This is a genomic window from Cellulomonas soli, assembly GCF_013409305.1.
Taxonomy (GTDB): Bacteria; Actinomycetota; Actinomycetes; order Actinomycetales; family Cellulomonadaceae; genus Cellulomonas; species Cellulomonas soli.
In genome coordinates this window covers 3808797-3830591 of sequence record NZ_JACBZJ010000001.1, presented here as the reverse complement: position 1 = coordinate 3830591, position 21795 = coordinate 3808797, and the positions used below count along the sequence as shown (strand labels likewise).

The 21795-nt window shown below is 71.1% G+C and carries 20 protein-coding genes; 17 read left to right on the top strand and 3 right to left on the bottom strand.

All coding sequences use genetic code 11. The features are described from left to right. The first annotated feature begins 58 nt into the window (after positions 1 to 58). The 4 genes from BKA22_RS17455 (at position 59) to BKA22_RS17440 (ending at position 4873) form a co-directional block, all read left to right on the top strand. Positions 59 to 466, top strand: coding sequence for a hypothetical protein (locus BKA22_RS17455; protein WP_146951980.1), 408 nt, complete (start codon positions 59 to 61; stop codon positions 464 to 466). Between the two features lie 85 nt (positions 467 to 551). Next, the gene (gene uvrB, locus BKA22_RS17450) at positions 552 to 2660 is read left to right on the top strand and encodes an excinuclease ABC subunit UvrB (protein ID WP_146951979.1); all 2109 of its coding nucleotides are present in this window, start codon (positions 552 to 554) and stop codon (positions 2658 to 2660) included. A gap of 196 nt (positions 2661 to 2856) precedes the next feature. Further along, positions 2857 to 3864 (top strand): TerC family protein, encoded by a 1008-nt coding sequence (locus tag BKA22_RS17445; protein ID WP_146951978.1) that lies wholly within the window; start codon positions 2857 to 2859, stop codon positions 3862 to 3864. Positions 3865 to 3874: 10 nt separating this feature from the next. Beyond that, positions 3875 to 4873: a TerC family protein gene (locus BKA22_RS17440; protein WP_146951977.1), complete on the top strand. Its 999-nt coding sequence runs from the start codon at positions 3875 to 3877 to the stop codon at positions 4871 to 4873. 90 nt (positions 4874 to 4963) lie between these two features. On the opposite strand, the gene BKA22_RS17435 is transcribed toward BKA22_RS17440, so the two are convergent. Continuing rightward, complete coding sequence (locus BKA22_RS17435; protein ID WP_146951976.1) at positions 4964 to 5254, bottom strand: YciI family protein; 291 nt, start codon at positions 5252 to 5254, stop codon at positions 4964 to 4966. A gap of 44 nt (positions 5255 to 5298) precedes the next feature. On the opposite strand from BKA22_RS17435, the gene BKA22_RS17430 reads away from it, so the two are divergent. From BKA22_RS17430 to BKA22_RS17420, 3 genes are all read left to right on the top strand, one after another. Further along, complete coding sequence (locus BKA22_RS17430) at positions 5299 to 6192, top strand: aldo/keto reductase (RefSeq protein ID WP_218866717.1); 894 nt, start codon at positions 5299 to 5301, stop codon at positions 6190 to 6192. Between the two features lie 5 nt (positions 6193 to 6197). Next, positions 6198 to 7358: an acyl-CoA dehydrogenase family protein gene (locus BKA22_RS17425; RefSeq protein ID WP_179561841.1), complete on the top strand. Its 1161-nt coding sequence runs from the start codon at positions 6198 to 6200 to the stop codon at positions 7356 to 7358. 66 nt (positions 7359 to 7424) lie between these two features. Beyond that, a complete protein-coding gene (locus tag BKA22_RS17420) occupies positions 7425 to 8087 on the top strand; it encodes a GNAT family N-acetyltransferase (RefSeq protein WP_146951974.1) in 663 nt (220 codons plus the stop codon). Between the two features lie 19 nt (positions 8088 to 8106). Here the strand turns inward: BKA22_RS17420 and BKA22_RS17415 are convergent, their stop codons facing one another. Next, on the bottom strand, positions 8107 to 8814 hold the full coding sequence (locus tag BKA22_RS17415) for an MBL fold metallo-hydrolase (protein ID WP_146951973.1): 708 nt from the start codon (positions 8812 to 8814) through the stop codon (positions 8107 to 8109). 173 nt (positions 8815 to 8987) lie between these two features. Here BKA22_RS17415 and uvrA point away from each other — a divergent pair, with 173 nt between their 5' ends. Beyond that, on the top strand, positions 8988 to 11855 hold the full coding sequence (gene uvrA, locus BKA22_RS17410) for an excinuclease ABC subunit UvrA (RefSeq protein ID WP_179561840.1): 2868 nt from the start codon (positions 8988 to 8990) through the stop codon (positions 11853 to 11855). 48 nt (positions 11856 to 11903) lie between these two features. Here uvrA and BKA22_RS17405 read toward each other — a convergent pair whose 3' ends face one another. Continuing rightward, positions 11904 to 12413, bottom strand: coding sequence for an OsmC family protein (locus tag BKA22_RS17405; protein WP_146951971.1), 510 nt, complete (start codon positions 12411 to 12413; stop codon positions 11904 to 11906). A gap of 131 nt (positions 12414 to 12544) precedes the next feature. Between BKA22_RS17405 and uvrC the strand changes: the two genes are divergently transcribed. The 9 genes from uvrC to BKA22_RS17360 all read left to right on the top strand — a co-directional run bounded on the left by uvrC (position 12545) and on the right by BKA22_RS17360 (position 21737). Further along, positions 12545 to 14623: an excinuclease ABC subunit UvrC gene (gene uvrC / locus BKA22_RS17400; RefSeq protein ID WP_146951970.1), complete on the top strand. Its 2079-nt coding sequence runs from the start codon at positions 12545 to 12547 to the stop codon at positions 14621 to 14623. Continuing rightward, on the top strand, positions 14620 to 15564 hold the full coding sequence (rapZ, locus tag BKA22_RS17395) for an RNase adapter RapZ (RefSeq protein WP_146951969.1): 945 nt from the start codon (positions 14620 to 14622) through the stop codon (positions 15562 to 15564). Before uvrC ends, rapZ begins: the two co-directional genes overlap by 4 nt. Further along, positions 15561 to 16538 carry a gluconeogenesis factor YvcK family protein gene (locus BKA22_RS17390; RefSeq protein ID WP_146951968.1) on the top strand — a complete coding sequence of 326 codons (978 nt, stop codon included), beginning with the start codon at positions 15561 to 15563 and terminating at the stop codon, positions 16536 to 16538. Before rapZ ends, BKA22_RS17390 begins: the two co-directional genes overlap by 4 nt. An 81-nt stretch (positions 16539 to 16619) precedes the next feature. Beyond that, the gene (gene whiA / locus BKA22_RS17385; protein WP_146951967.1) at positions 16620 to 17600 is read left to right on the top strand and encodes a DNA-binding protein WhiA; all 981 of its coding nucleotides are present in this window, start codon (positions 16620 to 16622) and stop codon (positions 17598 to 17600) included. Positions 17601 to 17814: 214 nt separating this feature from the next. Further along, positions 17815 to 18819, top strand: coding sequence for a type I glyceraldehyde-3-phosphate dehydrogenase (gene gap / locus BKA22_RS17380; protein WP_146951966.1), 1005 nt, complete (start codon positions 17815 to 17817; stop codon positions 18817 to 18819). Between the two features lie 147 nt (positions 18820 to 18966). Beyond that, positions 18967 to 20154: a phosphoglycerate kinase gene (locus BKA22_RS17375; protein WP_146951965.1), complete on the top strand. Its 1188-nt coding sequence runs from the start codon at positions 18967 to 18969 to the stop codon at positions 20152 to 20154. A gap of 3 nt (positions 20155 to 20157) precedes the next feature. Next, a complete protein-coding gene (gene tpiA, locus BKA22_RS17370) occupies positions 20158 to 20952 on the top strand; it encodes a triose-phosphate isomerase (RefSeq protein WP_146951964.1) in 795 nt (264 codons plus the stop codon). A gap of 184 nt (positions 20953 to 21136) precedes the next feature. Then, positions 21137 to 21379 carry a preprotein translocase subunit SecG gene (gene secG / locus BKA22_RS17365; protein ID WP_146951963.1) on the top strand — a complete coding sequence of 81 codons (243 nt, stop codon included), beginning with the start codon at positions 21137 to 21139 and terminating at the stop codon, positions 21377 to 21379. 10 nt (positions 21380 to 21389) lie between these two features. Beyond that, positions 21390 to 21737: an RNA polymerase-binding protein RbpA gene (locus tag BKA22_RS17360; protein WP_146951962.1), complete on the top strand. Its 348-nt coding sequence runs from the start codon at positions 21390 to 21392 to the stop codon at positions 21735 to 21737. Positions 21738 to 21795 lie beyond the last annotated feature (58 nt).

Here is a 21795-nt window from a genome sequence, read left to right as displayed (position 1 = left end):
CGGTCATGGCGGTGTCGACGGCGACACCGCACCGGCAGAGCCTGGAGGGGCCTCGACGATGAAGCCTGCACAGTCGCGTGCGTCCGTGTCGATCGGGACGAGCCTGCCGGCGCCCCGGGTGCTCGAGCTGGCCAAGCTCGCCGCCCGACAGGTCACCGATCCTGATCGTCGGCTGCGTGCGGAGGACCGCACGTCCTCGGCGGTCGACCTGATCGTGCGGCCTCTGGGTGAGAAGACGGAGATCCTGCGCTTCGACGTGCAGGTCGATCGCGGCGGTGGCCGCACGACGGCCCGGACGTCGATCGTCGACTTCGGTGTCGACACCGGCGGGGTCCGGGCGCTGGTGCCGCCGGTGCGCCGCAAGATCATCGGGTTCGCGATGTACCGCACGTACATGCAGCAGCTGGCCTCGGCCGTGCAGAACGAGGACCCGATGGCGATCGTCACGGTGATGACGGGCGACTGAGCGGCAGGGCCTGCGGTCCGCTGTGGGCCTCGTCGGGTGCCGGGTCGGCGGCGTCCGTGTCGGCGGGGCCACGTACGGTGGGCTCATGCGCCCTGTCACCGAGCTGCAGCGGACCGTCGCACCGTTCGAGGTGGTGTCGGACTACACCCCGTCGGGTGACCAGCCGACCGCCATCGCCGAGCTGACCGCGAGGTTGCGGGCGGGGGAGAAGGACGTCGTCCTGCTCGGGGCGACCGGGACGGGCAAGTCGGCGACCACGGCGTGGCTCATCGAGCAGGTGCAGCGTCCGACCCTGGTGATGGCTCCGAACAAGACGCTCGCGGCCCAGCTGGCGACGGAGTTCCGTGAGCTGCTGCCGAACAACGCCGTCGAGTACTTCGTCTCGTACTACGACTACTACCAGCCCGAGGCATACATCGCGCAGACGGACACCTACATCGAGAAGGACTCCTCGATCAACGACGAGGTCGAGCGCCTGCGGCACTCGGCGACCAGCTCGCTGCTGACCCGTCGCGACGTCGTCGTCGTGGCCACGGTGTCGTGCATCTACGGCCTGGGCACCCCGCAGGAGTACGTGGACCGCATGGTCACCCTTGCGGTCGGGGACCGTGTCGACCGCGACCAGCTGCTGCGGCAGTTCGTGACCATGCAGTACACGCGCAACGACCTGGCCTTCACCCGTGGCACGTTCCGGGTGCGGGGCGACACCGTCGAGATCATCCCGGTGTACGAGGAGCTCGCGATCCGCATCGAGTTCTTCGGTGACGAGATCGAGGCGATCGCGACGCTGCACCCGCTGACGGGTGACGTCGTGCGTTCCGAGCACCAGATGCACATCTTCCCGGCCACGCACTACGTCGCGGGCCCCGAGCGCATGGAGCGCGCGATCGGGAGCATCGAGGCCGAGCTCGCGCAGCGCCTGGAGGAGCTCGAGCGGGAGAACAAGCTGCTCGAGGCGCAGCGCCTGCGCATGCGCACGACCTACGACATCGAGATGATGCGCCAGATCGGCTCGTGCTCCGGCATCGAGAACTACTCGCGGCACATCGACGGCCGGGAGCCCGGTTCGGCACCGAACACGCTCATGGACTACTTCCCCGAGGACTTCCTGCTGGTCATCGACGAGTCGCACGTCACCGTGCCGCAGATCGGTGCCATGTACGAGGGGGACAGGTCGCGCAAGCGTGCGCTGGTGGACCACGGCTTCCGCCTGCCCAGCGCGGTCGACAACCGCCCCCTGCGCTGGGACGAGTTCGTCGAGCGGATCGGTCAGGCCGTGTACCTGTCCGCGACGCCCGGCAGCTACGAGATGTCGATGTCGGACGGCTTCGTCGAGCAGATCATCCGGCCGACCGGCCTCATCGACCCCGAGGTCGTCGTCAAGCCGACCCAGGGGCAGATCGACGACCTGCTCGGTGAGATCCGGGAACGTGCCGACCGCAACGAGCGCGTCCTGGTGACGACCCTGACGAAGAAGATGGCCGAGGACCTCACCGACTACCTGCTCGAGAAGGGTGTGCGGGTGCGCTACCTGCACTCCGAGGTCGACACGCTGCGGCGGGTCGAGCTGCTGCGCGAGCTGCGGCTGGGCGAGTACGACGTGCTCATCGGCATCAACCTGCTGCGTGAGGGCCTGGACCTGCCGGAGGTCTCGCTCGTGGCGATCCTCGACGCGGACAAGGAGGGCTTCCTGCGCTCGGGCACCTCGCTCATCCAGACGATCGGGCGTGCCGCCCGTAACGTCTCCGGTCAGGTGCACATGTACGCCGACCGGGTGACCGCGGGCATGGCGCTGGCCATCGACGAGACGAACCGCCGCCGTGAGCGGCAGGTGGCCTACAACGTCGCTCACGGCATCGACCCGACGCCGCTGCGCAAGAAGATCGGTGACATCACCGACCTGCTGGCCCGCGAGGACGCCGACACCGCCGAGCTGCTCGGCGGGGCCGGACGGCAGGCCAGTCGCGGCAAGGCGCCGGTGCCGGGCTTCGGGTCGAAGGCGGGCACTGCGGGGGGCGAACGCACGCGTCTGGTCGGTGCGGCGGCGGGCGAGCTGGCGGACCTGATCCAGGAGCTGACCGGGCAGATGCACGCCGCGGCGGGTGAGCTGCAGTTCGAGCTGGCGGCGAGGCTGCGCGACGAGATCTCCGGCCTGAAGAAGGAGCTCCGGCAGATGCAGGCCGCGACGGCCTGAACGGGTGCGCGGCGGGCGCGGCCGTGGCCCCCGGTCCGTCGTGCCCTATGCTGGGCGACGCAGTGGAGGGGAGTATCCCGACACGGTGCTCCCGTCATCACGGCCGACGTCGTCGTCAGCCCGGGGCATCGATCCTGGCGTGACGTCAGGGTGGGAGAGACCTCCGGTACCTACCCCTACGTACCGGAGGTGACCTATGTCTGTCGACCTGTGGGTCTGGCTCGTCACGGCGGCCGCCATCATCGCCATGGTCGTGTTCGACTTCTACGCGCACGTGCGCACCCCCCACGCGCCGACGTTCCAGGAATCGGCCCGGTGGTCGGTCTTCTACATCGCTCTCGCCGTGGCCTTCGGGGTCGGCCTCGGCATGGTCTGGGGCTGGGGGCACGGCTCCGAGTACTTCGCCGGCTACATCACCGAGAAGAGCCTGTCCGTCGACAACCTCTTCGTCTTCCTCATCATCATGACGAAGTTCGCGGTCCCCCGGGAGTACCAGCAGAAGGTGCTGCTGGTCGGCGTCGTGATCGCCCTGGTGCTGCGCACCGTCTTCATCCTCCTGGGGGCTGCGGCGATCGCGCAGTTCTCCTGGGTCTTCTACCTGTTCGGTGCGTTCCTCATCTACACGGGGATCAAGCTCGCGCGGGAGAACCACGACTCCGACGGCGACGTGCGCGACGAACCGGCGCCCGACGGGTTCGCGGTCCGTGTGCTCAAGCGTCTGGTGCCCACGACCGACGAGTACCACGGCGACCGGCTGTCCGTGCGGATCGACGGCAAGCGGTTCATCACGCCGATGCTCGTCGTCATGGTGGCGATCGGCTCGACGGACGTGCTGTTCGCGCTCGACTCGATCCCGGCGATCTACGGCCTGACCAAGGAGCCGTACATCGTCTTCACGACCAACGCGTTCGCGCTGCTGGGCCTGCGCCAGCTGTACTTCCTCATCGGTGGGCTGCTCGAACGGCTCGTGTACCTCTCGCAGGGACTGGCCGTGATCCTCGGGTTCATCGGCGTCAAGCTCGTGCTCGAGGCGCTGCACACCAACGAGCTGCCCTTCATCAACGGCGGCGAGCACGTCGAGTGGGCTCCCGAGATCCCGATCTGGTTGTCGATGACCGTCATCCTCGGCACGTTGGCCGTCGCCACGGTCGCGAGCCTGTACGCCACCCGCAACGACCGCAAGCCTGCGGTCACCGAGAGCTGAGGTCCCCCCGGTGCACGTCGAACCCCTCGTCTGGCTGGTCTCCCTGGGACTGGTCGGAGCCCTGCTGTTCGTCGACGTCGCGGTGGTCGGTCGGCGACCGCACGTCCCGACGACCTCGGAGTCGCTGCGTTACCTCGGGCTCTACATCGCCCTGGCACTGATCTTCGGCGGCGTCGTCTGGGCTGCGTGGGGAGGGCAGTACGCGGGGGAGTTCTACGCGGGGTGGATCACCGAGTACTCGCTGTCGGTCGACAACCTCTTCGTCTTCCTGCTGATCATGAGCAGGTTCGCGGTCCCGCGGCAGTTCCAGCAGACCGCGTTGCTGGTGGGCATCATCCTCGCGCTGGTGTTCCGCGGAATCTTCATCGCAGCCGGGGCCGCGGTCATCTCGGCGTTCAGCTGGGTCTTCTACCTGTTCGGGGCGTTCCTGCTGTGGACCGCCTGGAAGGTGGGGCGTGAGGGCGACACCGGCGACGACGAGTTCCACCCGCCCCTGCTGCTGCGCCTCGTGCAGAAGTGGTTCCCGTCGACCCCCGAGTACCACGGGGTGCGCCTGACGATCGTCGAGAACGGGCGACGCCTGGTCACACCGATGCTCATCGTGCTGGTCGCCCTGGGGGCCACCGACCTGCTGTTCGCGTTCGACTCGATCCCCGCGATCTTCGGCCTGACCAACGAGCCCTACCTGGTGCTCATGGCGAACCTCTTCGCGCTCATGGGGCTGCGCCAGCTGTACTTCCTGCTGGGCGGGCTGCTGACCCGGCTGGTCTACCTGAACGTCGGGCTGGCGGTCCTGCTCGGGTTCATCGGCGTCAAGCTCGTGCTGCACGCTCTGCACGAGAACGAGCTGCCGTTCGTCAACGGCGGCGAACCGGTGACCGGGGTGCCGGACATCTCGATCCTCGTCTCGCTCGCCGCGATCGTCGCCATCCTCACGGTCACGACCGTGGCGAGCCTGGCGAAGTCCCGCAGGGACGAACGGGCAGGCGTCACGACGCCCGAGGCCTGACGCGCGCAACTCGACCCGGTGCCCGGTGCCCGGTGCCCGGTGCCCGGTGCCCGATGCCGGATCGGACGGCATCGGGCCGGGTCGCGTCGGTCAGAGGCCTGCGGCCCAGGGGCCGATGACGGGATTCCACTCGCGCACCGCCGCGTCGGCGATCAGGGCGTGGCGGGCGAACGGGTCACCGGCGAGCGCCTCGTCGAGCCCCGCCCGGTCAGCGGTGCGCAGCACGAGGAGCGCCCCGGCGGCGCCGCCCACGTACGGCCCGGTGCCGAGAGCGACGCCCTGCTCCGCGAGGCCCTGCAGGTAGGCCCGATGCTCGGGCCGCACCGCGTCGAGGGCGGCGGGGTCGTTCACGTACGTGTACTGGACTGCGTAGACGGCCATCCCTGGATCCTGCCGTACCCAGGACCGGATGGGAGAGTGGTCCCATGACTTCTTCGCACGACGACGACGGCACACCCGCGGGCGCCGGGGTGCCGCCCCTGACACCCGTGCCGCCGGTGCCTGCGATCCCGCTGAACGACGGCACGACGATCCCGCAGCTCGGCTTCGGCGTGTACAAGATCGACGACTCCGGGGCGCAAACCGCGGTGAGGCACGCGCTGGACGCCGGCTACCGGATGGTCGACACCGCCCGGCTGTACGGCAACGAGACCGGCGTCGGGCGCGGTGTCCGTGCCAGCGGGCTCCCGCGCGCCGAGGTGTACGTGACCACCAAGGTCTGGAACGACGACCAGGGGTACGACGCGACCCGCCGCGCCTTCGACGCCTCCGCAGCCCGCCTCGACCTCGGCGACCCCGACCTCTACCTCATCCACTGGCCGTACCCGGGCCAGGACCTCTACGTCGACACCTGGCGCGCGCTCGTCGAGCTGCGCGAGGAACGACGGGTCCGCTCGATCGGCGTGTCGAACTTCCAGCCCGCGCACCTGCGGCGCCTCGTCGAGGAGACCGGCACCCGCCCGGTCCTCAACCAGGTCGAGCTCCACCCGTACCTGCAGCAGCCCGAGCTGCGCGCATTCCACGCCGCGCACGGCATCGTCACGCAGGCGTGGTCCCCGCTAGGTCGTGGCAGCGGGGTGCTCGACGACCCCGTCCTCGTCGAGATCGCCGCCGAGCACCACGTCAGCACGGCCCAGGTCGTGCTGCGCTGGCACCTCGACCTCGGGACCGTCGTGATCCCCAAGTCCGCGACCCCGGCGCGCATCCGGGCCAACATCGACGTGTTCGACCTCACCCTCGACGAGGACGACCACGCGCGCATCGCCGGCCTCGACCGCGGCGAGCGCATCGGACCCGCCCCCGACGTCTTCGGGGCATGAGGAGGATGGCCGTGCACGCACCGCTGCTGACCGACGAGCTGCTCGAGCGCATCCACGCTCGCGCCGCCGGGCACGACCGGGACAACACCTTCCCGCACGACGACCTCGCCGACCTCGTCGAGGTCGGATACCTGCGCGCGTTCGTGCCTACCGACCTCGGCGGACCCGGGCTCACGCTCGAGCAGGTCGCCCGCGAGCAGGTGCGCCTGGCCGCCGCCGCCCCCGCGACCGCGCTCGCGGTGAACATGCACCTGGTCGTCACCGGGATCGCCGCCCAGCTCGCGGCACGCGGCGACGAGTCGATGCGCTTCGTCCTCGAGGACGCCGCCGCCGGCGAGGTGTACGCGTTCGGGAACTCCGAGGGCGGCAACGACCTGGTGATGTTCGACTCCCGGACGCGCGCCGAGCGGGAGCCCGACGGCTCCTACCGGTACACGGGGACGAAGATCTTCACCTCGCTCTCCCCGGTCTGGACACGCCTGGCCACCTTCGGGCGCGACGACGCCGATCCCGACGCGCCCGTGCTCGTGCACGCGGTCGTGGCGCGCGACACCGCGGGCATCACCGTCAAGGACGACTGGGACACCGTCGGCATGCGCGCCACGCAGAGCTGCACGACCGTGCTCGACGGCGTGCAGGCCCCCGCGGACCGTGTCTACCGCGTCCTGCCCGTCGGACCCAGCCGCGACCCGTTCGTCTTCGCGCTGTTCGCCGTGTTCGAGATCCTGCTGGCCGCCTGCTACACGGGCATCGGCCGTCGGGCGCTCGAGCTCGCCGTCGCCGCGGCCCACCGACGCACCTCGATGAAGAACGAGGGACGCACGTACGCCCAGGACCCGGACATCCGCTGGAGGGTCGCCGAGGCTGCGATCGCGCAGGACGGCATCGAGCCGCAGGTGTGGGCCCTCGCACGCGACGTCGACGAGCAGGCCGACCACGGCGCGCAGTGGTTCCCCCGGCTCGTCGGGCTCAAGGTGCGGGCCACCGAGAACGCCCGGGTGGTGGTCGACCAGGCGATCCGGGTGGCCGGTGGCTCCAGCTACTTCGCCGGCAACGAGCTCGGGCGGCTCTACCGGGACGTGCTCGCCGGGATCTTCCACCCCTCCGACGCCGAGTCCGCGCACGCCACCGTCGCCAACGCCTGGCTGGGGCCGATCGAGCCCTGAGCGCCGGACGGGTCGGCTCGCCAATCTGCTGGACCGCGCGCGCACCGACCCGGCATGCTCGCCGCCATGGCACCGTTTCCCGACTCTCTGACCTGGCCCTTCGCGAACCTGCGGGTGAGTTCCGGGGACCTCGAGCTGCGCTACCTCGACGACGACCTGCTGCACGCGCTCGCGGCGCTCGCCGCCCAGGGGGTGCACGACCCGGCGACCATGCCGTTCACGGCACCCTGGACCCGCGGGACGCCCGAAGAGGTCGCCCGCGCGGTCCTCACCTACCAGTGGGGCGCTCGTGCCGGACTGGGCGGGCGCCGGTGGGCGCTCGAGCTCGCGGTGCTGCACGACGGGCGCCCTGTCGGGGTCCAGGCGCTGGCGGCCTCGAGCTACCCGGTCACCCGGACCCTCACCAGCGGATCCTGGCTCGGCCGGGCGCACCAGGGCCGCGGGATCGGCACCCGGATGCGTCTGGCAGTCCTGCACCTGGCCTTCGACGGCCTCGGCGCGCAGGTCGCGCGAACCGAGGCGTTCGCGGACAACGCTGCGTCCAACGCGGTGACACGACGGATCGGCTACGTGCCCGACGGGCGCGAGGTCATCGAGCGGGAGGGGCAGCCGGCCGTCTCGCTGCGGTACCGCATGGACCGTGCGGACTGGGACGCGCGACCGGAGTCCTCGCGCCCGGACGTGCGGATCGACGGTGCGGACGCGGTGCGGGCGTTCCTCGGCGCCTGAACCCGCCGATCCGTGGCGTTCACCAGCCGCGGGTGCGCCACTCCTCCAGGTGCGGGCGCTCCGTGCCGAGCGTGGTGTCGCGCCCGTGGCCCGGGTACACCCAGGTGTCGTCGCCGAACCGGTCGAACACCCGCGTGCGCACGTCGGCGTACAGCTGGGCGAACCGTCGCGGGTCGCCCCCGGTCGCGCCGACCCCACCGGGGAACAGCGAGTCCCCGGTGAACAGGTGGGCCCGTCCGGCCACCGCCCCCGGCGCCTCGACGTGCTCGGGCTCGCGGTACACCAGGGCGACCGAGCCCGGCGTGTGCCCCCGCAGAGCGATCACCTCGACGCACACGTGACCGACCGTGAGCGTGTCGCCGTGGTGCAGGCGGTGCGCGACGTGCACCTCGGTCGCCTCCGTGATCGCCTCGGCGTCCGGTGCCCCTGCGGCGACCGGAGCCCCCGTCACGGCCACCAGCGACCTCAGCGCCCGGTGGTGGTCCGGGTGCCGGTGCGTCGTGACGACATGGTCCAGCCGCGTCGCCCCGGAACCCTCCCGGACGAGATCGACGAGGCGACCCGGCTCGTCGGCGGCATCCACGAGCAGCTGGGCGCCGTCCCGACGACAGGTCAGCAGGTAGACGTCGTTGTCACCGGGACCCACCGCGAGCTTGCGGATCTCGACCTCGTCCAGGACCCGCAGGTCGCTGGGACCGCCGACGGTCACCTCACCGGTGTAGGGCACGGGCTCGCCTCCTGCGCGTGGGTGGGGTCGAGGGCCGTCGCCCCCGCGCGAGACCCCAGGAGCATTCTCGTCCCGGCCGCACGCCGTCGCGCCCGCTCACGCCCGCGAGCGACCCGGCACGAGAAGATCGAACATGTGTGCGAATGTCCGTCGCGCGACGTAGACTTCCGCGGGTGAACGACCGACTGGTGGTGCAGGGCGCCCGAGAGCACAACCTGCGCAACGTGGACCTCGACCTCCCGCGCGACAGGCTCATCGTCTTCACGGGCCTGTCCGGCTCCGGGAAGTCCTCGCTCGCGTTCGACACGATCTTCGCCGAGGGGCAGCGGCGGTACGTGGAGTCCCTGTCGGCCTACGCCCGGCAGTTCCTCGGCCAGATGGACAAGCCCGACGTCGACTTCATCGAGGGCCTCTCGCCCGCGGTGTCGATCGATCAGAAGTCGACGAACCGCAACCCGCGCTCGACCGTCGGCACCATCACCGAGGTCTACGACTACCTGCGTCTGCTCTTCGCCCGCGCGGGCACGCAGCACTGCCCGACCTGCGGTGAGCGCGTCACCGCCCAGACGCCGCAGCAGATCGTCGACCGCCTGCTCGAGCTCCCCGAAGGCACCCGCTACCAGGTGCTCGCCCCCGTCGTCCGCGGACGCAAGGGGGAGTACGCCGACCTGTTCCGCGAGCTGCAGGCGAAGGGCTTCGCCCGGGCCCGGGTCGACGGCGAGGTCGTCCAGCTCACCGAGCCCCCCGCTCTGGAGAAGAAGCTCAAGCACGACATCGAGGTCGTCGTCGACCGCCTCGTCTCCCGCGAGGGCGTGCAGCGCCGGCTCACCGACTCCGTCGAGACCGCTCTCGGTCTGGCCGCCGGTCTCCTCGTCGTCGAGCTCGTCGACGCCGATGCCGACGACCCGCAGCGCGAGCGCAGGTTCTCCGAGCACCGGGCCTGCCCCAACGACCACGTCCTCACGCTCGACGAGATCGAGCCGCGCACGTTCTCCTTCAACGCGCCCTACGGCGCCTGCCCCGAGTGCACGGGCATCGGGTCGCGGCTCGAGGTCGACCCCGAGCTGGTCATCCCCGACGAGGACCTCTCGCTCGCCGAGGGCGCCGTCGCCCCGTGGGCGCAGGTGTCCAGCGAGTACTTCACCCGCGTGCTCGGCGCGCTCGCGGACGATCTCGGCTTCTCGATGGACATGCCGTGGCGTGCCCTGCCGCAGCGGGCCAAGGACGCGGTGCTGCACGGTCAGAACCACGAGGTGCACGTCCGGTACAAGAACCGCTGGGGTCGTGAGCGCCAGTACTCCACGGGCTTCGAGGGCGTCCTCACCTTCCTCGAGCGCCGGCACTCCGAGACGGACTCCGACTGGAGCAAGGAGAAGTACGAGGCCTTCATGCGTGAGGTGCCGTGCCCGGTCTGCCGCGGGGCACGGCTCAAGCCCGAGGTGCTCGCCGTCCGGGTCGGCGAGCGGTCGATCGCCGAGGTCTGCGACCTCCCGATCCGCGAGGCCTCGGAGTTCCTCAACGCCCTGGTGCTCGGTGAGCGGGAGGCCGCGATCGCCGCGCAGGTGCTCAAAGAGATCCAGGCGCGGCTCGGCTTCCTGCTCGACGTCGGTCTCGACTACCTCTCGCTCATGCGCCCGGCCGCCACGCTGTCGGGTGGCGAGGCCCAGCGCATCCGGCTCGCGACGCAGATCGGCTCCGGCCTGGTCGGCGTGCTCTACGTCCTCGACGAGCCGTCGATCGGGCTCCACCAGCGGGACAACCGGCGGCTGATCGACACGCTCACGCGGCTGCGCGACCTCGGCAACACGCTCATCGTCGTCGAGCACGACGAGGACACGATCCGCACCGCGGACTGGATCGTCGACATCGGTCCGGGCGCGGGGGAGCACGGCGGTTACGTCGTCCACTCCGGGGACCTCGCCGGCCTGCTTGCCTCACCGGACTCGGTGACGGGTGCCTACCTGTCGGGCCGTCGATCGATCCCGATGCCCGCCGCACGTCGACCGGTCGACCCCAAGCGCAGGCTCACGGTCGTCGGAGCGCGAGAGCACAACCTGCAGGGCATCGACGTGTCCTTCCCGCTCGGCACGCTCACGGCCGTCACGGGCGTGTCCGGCTCGGGCAAGTCGACGCTCGTCAACTCGATCCTGTACACGGTGCTGGCCAACGAGCTCAACGGTGCGCGTCAGGTGGCCGGGCGGCACAAGCGTGTGACGGGCCTCGAGCACCTCGACAAGGTCGTGCACGTCGACCAGGGCCCGATCGGTCGCACGCCCCGTTCGAACCCGGCGACTTACACGGGCGTGTGGGACCACGTGCGCAAGCTCTTCGCCGAGACGACCGAGGCCAAGGTCCGCGGGTACGCGCCGGGCAGGTTCTCCTTCAACGTCAAGGGCGGTCGCTGCGAGGCGTGCTCGGGTGACGGCACGCTGAAGATCGAGATGAACTTCCTGCCGGACGTGTACGTCCCGTGCGAGGTGTGCCACGGGGCGCGCTACAACCGCGAGACGCTCGAGGTGCACTTCAAGGGCAAGACGGTGGCCGACGTGCTCGACATGCCGATCGAGGAGGCCGCGGAGTTCTTCTCGGCCGTCCCGGCGATCGCCCGGCACCTGCGCACGCTCGTCGACGTCGGTCTGGGATACGTGCGGCTCGGGCAGCCGGCTCCGACGCTCTCGGGCGGCGAGGCCCAGCGGGTCAAGCTCGCCGCCGAGCTGCAGCGTCGCTCCACAGGTCGCACGATCTACGTCCTCGACGAGCCGACCACGGGCCTGCACTTCGAGGACATCCGCAAGCTGCTCGGCGTGCTGCAGTCGCTCGTCGACAAGGGCAACTCGGTGATCGTCATCGAGCACAACCTCGACGTGATCAAGAACGCCGACTGGGTGGTCGACATGGGGCCCGAGGGTGGCAACGGCGGCGGTCTCGTCGTCGCCGAGGGCACGCCCGAGCACGTCGCGACGGTCGCGGCCAGTCACACCGGGCGCTTCTTGGCCGAGGTGCTCGACCCGACCGGTGCCCTCGTGGAGGCCTCCGCCTGAGATCGCGTAGGTCGCAGGTCTGCCTCGTCGAGGGTGTCCCCGCGTGGCTCAGCCGGCGATGTGCGTGTGCGCGAGCGGGACGGGTTCGTGCCGCACCGGGAAGTTCACCGAGCGGGCGATGAAGCAGTGCTCGTGGGCCCGGTGGTGCAGCTCGGCGAGGTCGCCGTCGCCGACGGCGCGCCCGTCCGGCATGTGCGCGCCGGGTGACAGCACGACGCGCGGGTGCAGGACGACCTCGGAGAAGTGCCCGTGCCCGGCGGCCTCGATGCGCATGGAGCCCGTCGCGTGGTCGCTGTACCCGGTGACCACGACACCGGCCGCCGCGGCCAGGTGCAGGAACCACAGCATGTGGCACTGGGAGAGCGAGCCGACCAGCAGGTCCTCGGGCGACCACCGTTCCGGGTCGCCCCGGAACGCCGGGTCGGAGGTGCCGAGCAGCGGCGGCTTGCCCTCACCGGTGAGCTCGTGGTCGCGGCCGTACGAGGTGTAGCTCGTCGTCCCGGCCGTGCGCGCGCCGGTCCAGGTCAGGTCGACGGAGTACGCGTGAACGATGCCCATGCCTCACGCTATCGGACCGCTTCGCCCGGGGCCGGTCGGGGCGTCCGCGGGCCCCTGGACGGCTCCTTGACCGCTCGGAGCAGGTCCCGCGCCGCACGGGGCCGTGGGTGCCGCGAACTAGGCTCGGAGGCATGGCCGATCCTGCGACCTACCGACCCGCCCCGGGGGAGATCCCCGACTCCCCGGGCGTGTACCGCTTCCGTGACGAGCACGGACGGGTCATCTACGTCGGCAAGGCCAAGAGCCTTCGGCAGCGGCTGAGCAGCTACTTCCAGGACCTGGCGAACCTGCACCCGCGCACGCAGCAGATGGTCACGACCGCGGCCTCGGTGCAGTGGACGGTCGTGGGCACGGAGGTCGAGGCGCTCGCGCTGGAGTACTCCTGGATCAAGGAGTTCGACCCGCGGTTCAACGTGAAGTACCGCGACGACAAGTCGTACCCGTACCTCGCGGTGACGATGGCCGAGGAGTTCCCGCGGGTCCAGGTGCTGCGCGGCGCCAAGCGGGCGGGCACCAGGTACTTCGGGCCGTACGCGCACGCGTGGGCCATCCGCGAGACGGTGGACCTGCTGCTGCGCGTGTTCCCGGTGCGCACGTGCTCGGCCGGGGTGTTCCGGCGCGCGAACCAGCAGGGCAGGCCGTGCCTGCTCGGCTACATCGACAAGTGCTCGGCGCCGTGCGTGGGTCGGATCGCGCCGGACGACCACCGGGCGCTGGCGCAGGACTTCTGCGACTTCATGGCGGGCGACACGGCCCGGTTCACGCGTCGGCTGACCGCCAGGATGAAGGAGGCGGCGGCGGACCTCGACTACGAACGTGCCGCCCGGCTGCGGGACGACATCGCGACGCTCGAGACGGCGATGCAGAAGAACGCCGTGGTGCTGCCCGACGGTACGGAGGCCGACGTCTTCGCCTTGTCGGGCGACGAGCTCGAGGCTGCCGTGCAGGTCTTCCACGTGCGCGACGGCCGGATCCGTGGCCAGCGCGGCTGGGTCGTGGAGAAGGTGGAGGACGTCACGGACGCCGAGCTCGTCGAGCACCTGCTGCAGCAGGTCTACGGCGGCGAGGACGTGCAGGCCGGTGCGGTCCCGCGCGAGGTGCTCGTCCCGGTGCTGCCGCCGGAGGTCGACCAGGTGGAGGACTGGCTGACGGGTCTGCGTGGCGGCCGCGTGCACGTGCGGGTCCCGCAGCGTGGGGACAAGCACGAGCTGGCGCGCACGGTCCTGAAGAACGCCGAGCACGCGCTCGTGCTGCACCGCACCCGTCGTGCGGGCGACCTGACGACGCGCAGCCAGGCGTTGCGCGAGATCCAGGAGGCGCTGGACCTGGCGACCGCGCCGTTGCGGATCGAGTGCTACGACGTCTCGCACAACCAGGGCACGTTCCAGTCGGCCTCGATGGTCGTGTTCGAGGACGGCATGGCGCGCAAGAGCGAGTACCGGCTGTTCTCCGTGCGGGGCCCCGAGGGCGAGGGTGCACGCGACGACACCGCGGCGATGCACGAGGTGATCACCCGCCGGTTCCGCCGGTACCTTGCCGACCGGGCGGCCTCCGGCGAGCTCGAGATCGGCGGAGGCGACGACGAGGACGGTCTGCGTTCAGGTCCCGTGGATGCCGAGACGGGGCGGCCCACGAGGTTCGCCTACCCGCCGAACCTCGTGGTCGTGGACGGCGGCCCGCCCCAGGTGGCGGCCGCGGCCGCGGCCCTCGCCGAGCTCGGGGTGGACGACGTGGCCTTGTGCGGTCTGGCGAAGCGGCTCGAGGAGGTCTGGTTGCCGGGGGAGGAGTACCCGGTGATCCTGCAGCGCAGCTCGGAGGGCCTCTACCTGCTGCAACGCCTGCGCGACGAGGCGCACCGGTTCGCCATCACCGCGCACCGCAAGCGCCGCAGCAAGGGCATGACCGTGTCCGTGCTCGACGACGTGCCGGGTCTCGGGCCCGCCCGCCAGGCCTCGTTGCTGCGCCACTTCGGCTCGGTGAAGCGGCTGCGTGCCGCGTCCGTCGAGGAGATCGCGACGGTTCCGGGCATGGGTGAGCGGACGGCCGCCGCCGTCGTCGCCGCCCTGCAGGGGACCGCGACGCCTCCGGGGGCCTCCGCCCCCACGCCCGCCCCCGCAGCGGTCGAGGAGTCGCCAGGGGGGGGCGGGGCTCCTCGACCGGCCGCGTCGAACAGGGACGGGACGACCGTGGCTGGCATGCTGGAGGCATGAACCGCGAGCCCGCGCCGCTGTCCGTCCCGCACGGCATCCCGGCGCTGGAGGCGTCCGCGGCCGGCCCGCGCAGCGAGGAGCCCGAGGTCCTGGTCATCACCGGGATGTCCGGTGCGGGGCGCACCCGTGCGGCCGCGGTGCTGGAGGACCTCGGCTGGTACGTGGTCGACAACCTGCCCGCGCAGATGCTCACCCATCTGGTGGGCATGCTGACCAGCGGGTCGGCGGGTGTGGGTGCGCAGCGCCTGGCGGCCGTCGTCGACGTGCGTGGTCGCGAGTTCTTCGCCGACCTGGCTCAGGTCCTGACGGCGCTGCGGGCGTCAGGGGTGCAGTACCGCGTGCTGTTCCTCGACGCGTCCGACGAGGTCCTCGTGCGGCGGTACGAGCAGGTGCGCCGCCCGCACCCCCTGCAGGGCGACGGTCGGATCCTGGACGGCATCGGTGCGGAGCGTGCCCTGCTGGAGGACATCCGGCAGCGCGCGGACCTGCTGATCGACACCTCGTCGCTCAACGTGCACGACCTGGCGCGTGAGGTGCGTGCCGCGATCGCTCGCCCGTCGGACGACACCCTGCGCATCTCGGTCGTCTCGTTCGGGTTCAAGTACGGCATCCCGCTCGACGCCGATCACGTGGTCGACGTCAGGTTCCTCGCCAACCCGTACTGGGTGACCGAGCTGCGGCACCTGACCGGCCGGGACGCGCCGGTGCGTGACTACGTGCTGGGGCTGCCGGGCGCCCGGCAGTTCATCGAGCGCTACGTCGACGCGCTCGAGCCCGTGCTCGCCGGGTACGTGCACGAGGAGAAGCGCTACGTGACGATCGCTGTCGGCTGCACGGGCGGCAAGCACCGGTCGGTGGCGATCAGCGAGGCGATCGCCCGTCGCCTGGCGTCCCTGGGTCACAGCGTGACGGTCGCCGCCCGCGACCTCGGTCGCGAATGAGGGCGGGCCGTCCGCCGAGCCCGGCGGTCGTCGCGCTGGGTGGTGGGCACGGCCTGTCGGCGTCGCTGTCGGCGCTGCGCCTGATGACGGACCGGATCACCGCCGTCGTGACGGTCGCTGACGACGGCGGTTCGTCCGGCAGGTTGCGCGAGGAGCTCGACGTGCTCCCGCCCGGCGACCTGCGGATGGCGTTGGCCGCGCTGTGCGACGACTCCGACTGGGGCAGGACGTGGCGTGACGTGCTGCAGCACCGCTTCGCCTCGACGGGGAGCCTGGACCGGCACGCGGTCGGCAACCTGCTCATCGTCGCGATCTGGGAGCTGCTCGGTGACACGGTCGAGGGCCTCGACCTCGTCGGCCGTCTGCTCGGCGCCCGCGGGCGCGTGCTGCCGATGGCGGCCGTCCCGCTCGAGATCGAGGCGGACGTGCGCCGGTCCGACGGCTCTCTCGTGGTCGTGCGGGGGCAGAGCTCGGTCGCGCTGACGGCCGAGCCGATCACGCGGGTGCGGCTCGTGCCGGCCGAGCCCGCGGCATGCCCCGAGGCGCTCGCCGCGGTCGCCGAGGCGGACTGGGTGGTCCTGGGTCCGGGGTCCTGGTACACCTCGGTGCTCCCGCACCTGCTGGTCCCGGCGCTGCGGGACGCGCTCCTGGCGACGTCCGCCCCGATCGTCCTCACGCTGAACCTGGAGCCGGAGGCGCAGGGCGAGACCGACGGCATGCGCGCCGAGGCGCACCTGGACGCGCTGCGCGAGCACGCCGCGACGCTGCGCGTGCACACCATCGTCGCGGACCCTGCCGCGGTCGAGGACGTGGACGCCGTGACCGAGCGTGCCCGTGCCATGGGCGCGCGGCTCCTGCTGCGTCAGGTCAGCCGCGGTGACGGGACCGGGCGGCACGACCCGTTGCGGCTCGCCGCCGCGTACCGCGACGTCATCGAGGGGTTCCTGGGCGACGTCGTGCGCAGGCAGACCTGATCTGTCGGCGCCCCTGCGTGCGCCTCGTGGTCCGCCCTGGTCGCGGCCACCGGAGGCCTCGTCAGATGGCAGGATGACGCCATGGCGTTGACGGCACAGGTGAAGGACGAGCTCGCCCGGTTGAAGGTGGACAAGACGTCGTGCCGGAAGGCTGAGGTCTCGGCGACCCTGCGCTTCGCAGGCGGGCTGCACATCATCTCGGGCCGGATCGTCATCGAGGCCGAGCTGGACACGGGCATCGCGGCCCGTCGCCTCCGGCAGGCCATCTCGGAGATCTACGGGCACGAGAGCGACATCATCGTCGTGTCCGGCGGTGGCCTGCGCCGCGGGAGCCGCTACGTGGTCCGTGTCGTCAAGGACGGCGAGTCCCTGGCACGACAGACGGGTCTGCTGGACAACCGGGGTCGACCGGTCCGCGGGCTCCCGCCGCAGGTCGTCTCGGCGGGCATCGGCGAGGCCGAGGCGGCGTGGCGCGGCGCGTTCCTCGCGCACGGGTCGCTGACCGAGCCGGGTCGTTCGTCGTCGCTCGAGGTCACGTGCCCGGGCCCGGAGGCGGCGCTGGCGCTCGTCGGTGCCGCACGGCGGCTGAGCATCGCGGCCAAGGCGCGCGAGGTCCGGGGCATCGACCGGGTCGTCATCCGCGACGGCGACGCGATCGCCGCGATGCTGGCCCGGCTCGGTGCGCACGAGACGATGCTCGTCTGGGAGGAGCGCAGGGTCCGGCGCGAGGTGCGCGGCACGGCGAACCGGCTCGCGAACTTCGACGACGCGAACCTGCGTCGGTCGGCGCGTGCGGCGGTGGCCGCGGGCGCCCGCGTCGAACGTGCCTTCGAGATCCTCGGCGACGACCTTCCCGAGCACCTGCGGCAGGCCGGCGAGCTGCGCCTGGCGCACAAGGAGGCCTCGCTCGAAGAGCTCGGGAAGCTGGCCGACCCGGTCCTGACCAAGGACGCCGTGGCGGGTCGGATCCGACGTCTGCTGGCGACCGCCGACAAGCGCGCGTCCGAGCTGGGCATCCCGGACACCGAGGCCGGCCTGAGCCCTGACCTGCTGGATCTGTGACCTGCGGGCCAGGGCGTGGACGGTGCGTCTCGCCGTGAGACCTACGTCCCGTGGATAACCACCCGTTCGGTATAGGCTCGTGCCACCCGCAGGTCGGTGGTCGGCAATGAGTTGGACGGCCGTCACACCGCACCCGGGCAGCGCACAGCGGCGTGCGTGAACCCATCACCAACTGTGTGCGCCGACCTTGTTCGGCGCGTGCCGAGGAGGGCAAGTGACCATCAAGGTCGGCATCAACGGCTTCGGCCGTATCGGTCGCAACTTCTACCGGGCGATCATCGCGTCGGGCGCTGACATCGAGATCGTCGGCGTGAACGACCTCACGGACAACAAGACGCTCGCGCACCTGCTCAAGTACGACACGGTGCTCGGCCGCTTCCCGCTGAGCGTGGAGTTCGACGACGAGAACATCATCGTCGACGGCAAGAAGATCCGTGCCCTCGCCGAGCGCAACCCTGCCGACCTCCCCTGGGGCGAGCTGGGTGCCGACATCGTCATCGAGTCGACCGGCTTCTTCACGGACGCGACCAAGGCGAAGGCCCACATCGAGGCGGGCGCCAAGAAGGTCATCATCTCGGCCCCGGCCTCGAACGAGGACGCGACCTTCGTCATGGGTGTGAACCACACCGACTACGACGCCGCCGCGCACCACATCATCTCCAACGCGTCGTGCACGACGAACTGCCTCGCCCCCGTGGCGAAGGCGCTCAACGACGCCATCGGCATCGAGCGTGGCCTCATGACCACGATCCACGCCTACACCGGTGACCAGAACCTGCAGGACGGCCCGCACCGCGACCTTCGTCGTGCCCGCGCCGCCGCGCAGAACATCGTCCCGACCTCGACCGGTGCGGCCAAGGCCGTCGCCCTCGTGCTCCCCGAGCTCAAGGGCAAGCTCGACGGTTTCGCGCTCCGCGTGCCGACGATCACCGGCTCGGCCACGGACCTGACCTTCACCGCCTCGCGCGAGGTCACGGTCGACGAGGTCAACGCTGCGGTCAAGGCCGCCGCCGAGGGCCCGCTGAAGGGCGTTCTGGAGTACGTCACGGACGAGATCGTCTCGAGCGACATCGTCACGAACCCGCACCAGAGCATCTTCGACTCGAAGCTGACCAAGGTGTCCGGCGACCTGGTGAAGATCATCGCCTGGTACGACAACGAGTGGGGCTACTCCAACAGCCTCGTCAACCTCACGAGCTACGTCGGCGAGCGTCTCTGACGACTCCGACGCTCTCGTAGCGACGGTCCTGCGTCCGCGTGCGCCGGCGGCCACCCGGCCCCGGTGCACGCGGACGCAGTCATGTGTGAGCAGCTGCGTTCCCCCCGGCACGCCCTCGGCGGCGGCCGCCCGGCAAGGTAGGAGATCATGAAGACCATCGAGGACCTCGGCGACCTGCGCGGCAAGCGCGTGCTCGTCCGTTCGGACTTCAACGTGCCGCTCGACGGCACGACCATCACCGACGACGGCCGTGTGCGTGCGGCCCTGCCGACGCTGCAGGCGCTGCTGTCCGCCGGTGCGCGCGTCGTCGTGACCGCTCACCTCGGCCGACCGAAGGGGGCGCCGGAGGCCAAGTACTCCCTCGCGCCCGTCGCGGCCCGCCTGTCCGAGCTGCTCGGCCAGCCGGTCCCGCTCGCCGAGGACACCATCGGCGAGTCGGCCAAGGCCACCGTCGCCGCCCTCGAGGACGGCCAGATCGCGCTCCTCGAGAACATCCGCTTCGACGCCCGTGAGACCTCCAAGGACGATGCCGTCCGTGGCGAGCTCGCCGACGAGCTCGCTGCGCTTGCGGACGCGTTCGTGTCCGACGGCTTCGGCGTGGTCCACCGCAAGCAGGCCTCCGTGTACGACGTGGCGCTGCGCCTGCCGCACGCGGCCGGCCTGCTCGTGCTGGCCGAGGTCGAGGCCCTCCGCAAGGCCGTGGAGGACCCGGAGCGTCCCTACGTCGTCGTCCTCGGCGGCGCGAAGGTCTCCGACAAGCTCGGCGTCATCGGCAACCTGCTGACCAAGGCCGACAAGCTGCTCATCGGCGGCGGCATGGTCTTCACCTTCCTCAAGGCCCAGGGCCACGAGGTCGGTTCCTCGCTGCTCGAGCAGGACCAGGTCGAGACGGTCAAGGGCTACCTCGCGCAGGCCCAGGAGGCCGGCGTCGAGATCGTCCTGCCGGTCGACATCGTCGTCGCCCCCGAGTTCGGCTCGGACGACGCCGAGACCGTCGCCGCCGACGCCATCCCGGCCGACAAGATGGGCCTGGACATCGGCCCGAAGTCGGGCGAGCTCTTCCGTGAGGCGATCCTCGGTGCGAAGACCATCGCCTGGAACGGCCCCATGGGCGTGTTCGAGCGTCCGACCTACGCCGCGGGCACCAGGGCCGTCGCGCAGGCGCTCGTCGACAGCGAGGGCTTCTCGATCGTCGGCGGTGGCGACTCCGCCGCGGCCGTCCGTCTGCTCGGCTTCGACGAGGCCGGCTTCGGCCACATCTCGACCGGTGGCGGCGCCTCCCTCGAGCTGCTCGAGGGCAAGACGCTCCCCGGCATCGCAGTTCTGGAGGACTGACACATGACGACCCGTACCCCGCTGATGGCGGGCAACTGGAAGATGAACCTGGACCACCACCAGGCCACCCACACGCTGCAGAAGCTCGCGTGGACGCTCAAGGACGCCAAGCACGACTTCGGCGCCGTCGAGGTCGCGGTCCTGCCGCCGTTCACCGACCTGCGCAGCGTGCAGACGCTCGTGGACGCCGACAAGCTGGAGATCGCCTACGGCGCCCAGGACGTCTCGGCCCACGAGTCGGGTGCGTACACCGGTGAGATCTCGCCGCTGTTCCTGGCCAAGCTCGGCGTGAAGTACGTCGCGGTCGGTCACTCGGAGCGTCGGCAGTTCCACCACGAGGACGAGCCGATCGTCAACGCCAAGGTGAAGTCGGCGCTCGGCGCCGGCCTGCTGCCGATCCTGTGCGTCGGCGAGGAGCTCGAGGTCCGCAAGGCCGGCGAGCACGTCCCGCACACGCTGCGTCAGCTCGACGGTGCGCTCGAGGGTCTGAGCGCCGAGCAGGTCGCCACGATCGTCGTCGCGTACGAGCCGGTCTGGGCGATCGGCACGGGCGAGACGGCGACGCCGGAGGACGCCCAGGAGCTGTGCGGCGCCATCCGCGTGCGGATCGCCGAGCTGTACGACCAGGCCACGGCCGACGCCGTGCGCGTGCTCTACGGCGGTTCCGTGAAGTCGTCGAACGTCGCCTCGATCATGGCGAAGCCCGACGTCGACGGCGCTCTGGTCGGCGGCGCGAGCCTCGACCCGGAGGAGTTCGCCAAGATCGCGCGCTACCAGGCGCACGCGGTCGGTCTCTGACCGGAACCGTCCGTCAGGTGCTGACGCGGGTCCCCGAGGCGGGCTCGCCCCGGATCTCCGGGACCCGCGTCAGCGCGGGGTGGTGGCTTCCACGCCCGGTCGTCACCTACCCTGTACCGCGGTCCACCACCGTCGCCGGCGTACGTCGCGGCGACCGTCCGTCCAGTGAGGAACCCACGCTGCCGTGAACGCTCTGCGCATCTCCCTCCAGGTGATGCTGGTCCTGACCAGCCTCCTGCTCGTCCCTCTCGTGCTGCTGCACAAGGGCAAGGGTGGCGGCCTGTCCGACATGTTCGGCGGCGGCATCACGAGCAGCGCGGGCAGCTCGGGCGTCGCCGAGCGCAACCTCAACCGGATCACGGTGGGGGTCGCGCTGGTCTGGACGGTCGTGATCATCTTGCTCGGCCTCGTCGAGCGCGTGAGCTGAAGGGCTGACGATGGCCAGCGGGAGTGCGATCAGAGGGTCGCGAGTCGGTGCCGGTCCGATGGGCGAGGCCGAACGGGGGGACGCGGCACCCCGCGTCTGGATCTCGTACTGGTGCGCCAACGGGCACGAGACGCGCCCCAGCTTCGCCGAGGAGGCCGCCGAGGAGGCGCCCGTGACGTGGGACTGCCCTCGATGCGGCTTCCCGGCCGGGCAGGACCAGGAGAACCCGCCGTCCCCCTCGAAGAACGAGCCCTACAAGACGCACCTGGCCTACGTGAAGGAGCGGCGGTCCGACGAGGACGGCGCCGCGATCCTCGACGAGGCGCTCGCCGCGCTGCGGGCCCGTCGCGGCGGCTGATCCTGCCCGTTCCGCCTGCGTGACCGACGAGGAGCCCCGCACCGACCGGTGCGGGGCT

Excerpts from the sequence above, each read along its gene's own strand:
- BKA22_RS17455 (WP_146951980.1), top strand. The coding sequence starts at position 59 with ATGAAGCCTGCACAGTCGCGTGCGTCCGTGTCGATCGGGACGAGCCTG.
- uvrB (WP_146951979.1), top strand. The coding sequence starts at position 552 with ATGCGCCCTGTCACCGAGCTGCAGCGGACCGTCGCACCGTTCGAGGTG.
- BKA22_RS17445 (WP_146951978.1), top strand. The coding sequence starts at position 2,857 with ATGTCTGTCGACCTGTGGGTCTGGCTCGTCACGGCGGCCGCCATCATC.
- BKA22_RS17435 (WP_146951976.1), bottom strand. The coding sequence starts at position 5,254 with ATGGCCGTCTACGCAGTCCAGTACACGTACGTGAACGACCCCGCCGCC.
- BKA22_RS17430 (WP_218866717.1), top strand. The coding sequence starts at position 5,299 with ATGACTTCTTCGCACGACGACGACGGCACACCCGCGGGCGCCGGGGTG.
- BKA22_RS17425 (WP_179561841.1), top strand. The coding sequence starts at position 6,198 with ATGGCCGTGCACGCACCGCTGCTGACCGACGAGCTGCTCGAGCGCATC.
- BKA22_RS17420 (WP_146951974.1), top strand. The coding sequence starts at position 7,425 with ATGGCACCGTTTCCCGACTCTCTGACCTGGCCCTTCGCGAACCTGCGG.
- BKA22_RS17405 (WP_146951971.1), bottom strand. The coding sequence starts at position 12,413 with ATGGGCATCGTTCACGCGTACTCCGTCGACCTGACCTGGACCGGCGCG.
- uvrC (WP_146951970.1), top strand. The coding sequence starts at position 12,545 with ATGGCCGATCCTGCGACCTACCGACCCGCCCCGGGGGAGATCCCCGAC.
- rapZ (WP_146951969.1), top strand. The coding sequence starts at position 14,620 with ATGAACCGCGAGCCCGCGCCGCTGTCCGTCCCGCACGGCATCCCGGCG.
- BKA22_RS17390 (WP_146951968.1), top strand. The coding sequence starts at position 15,561 with ATGAGGGCGGGCCGTCCGCCGAGCCCGGCGGTCGTCGCGCTGGGTGGT.
- whiA (WP_146951967.1), top strand. The coding sequence starts at position 16,620 with ATGGCGTTGACGGCACAGGTGAAGGACGAGCTCGCCCGGTTGAAGGTG.
- BKA22_RS17375 (WP_146951965.1), top strand. The coding sequence starts at position 18,967 with ATGAAGACCATCGAGGACCTCGGCGACCTGCGCGGCAAGCGCGTGCTC.
- tpiA (WP_146951964.1), top strand. The coding sequence starts at position 20,158 with ATGACGACCCGTACCCCGCTGATGGCGGGCAACTGGAAGATGAACCTG.
- BKA22_RS17360 (WP_146951962.1), top strand. The coding sequence starts at position 21,390 with ATGGCCAGCGGGAGTGCGATCAGAGGGTCGCGAGTCGGTGCCGGTCCG.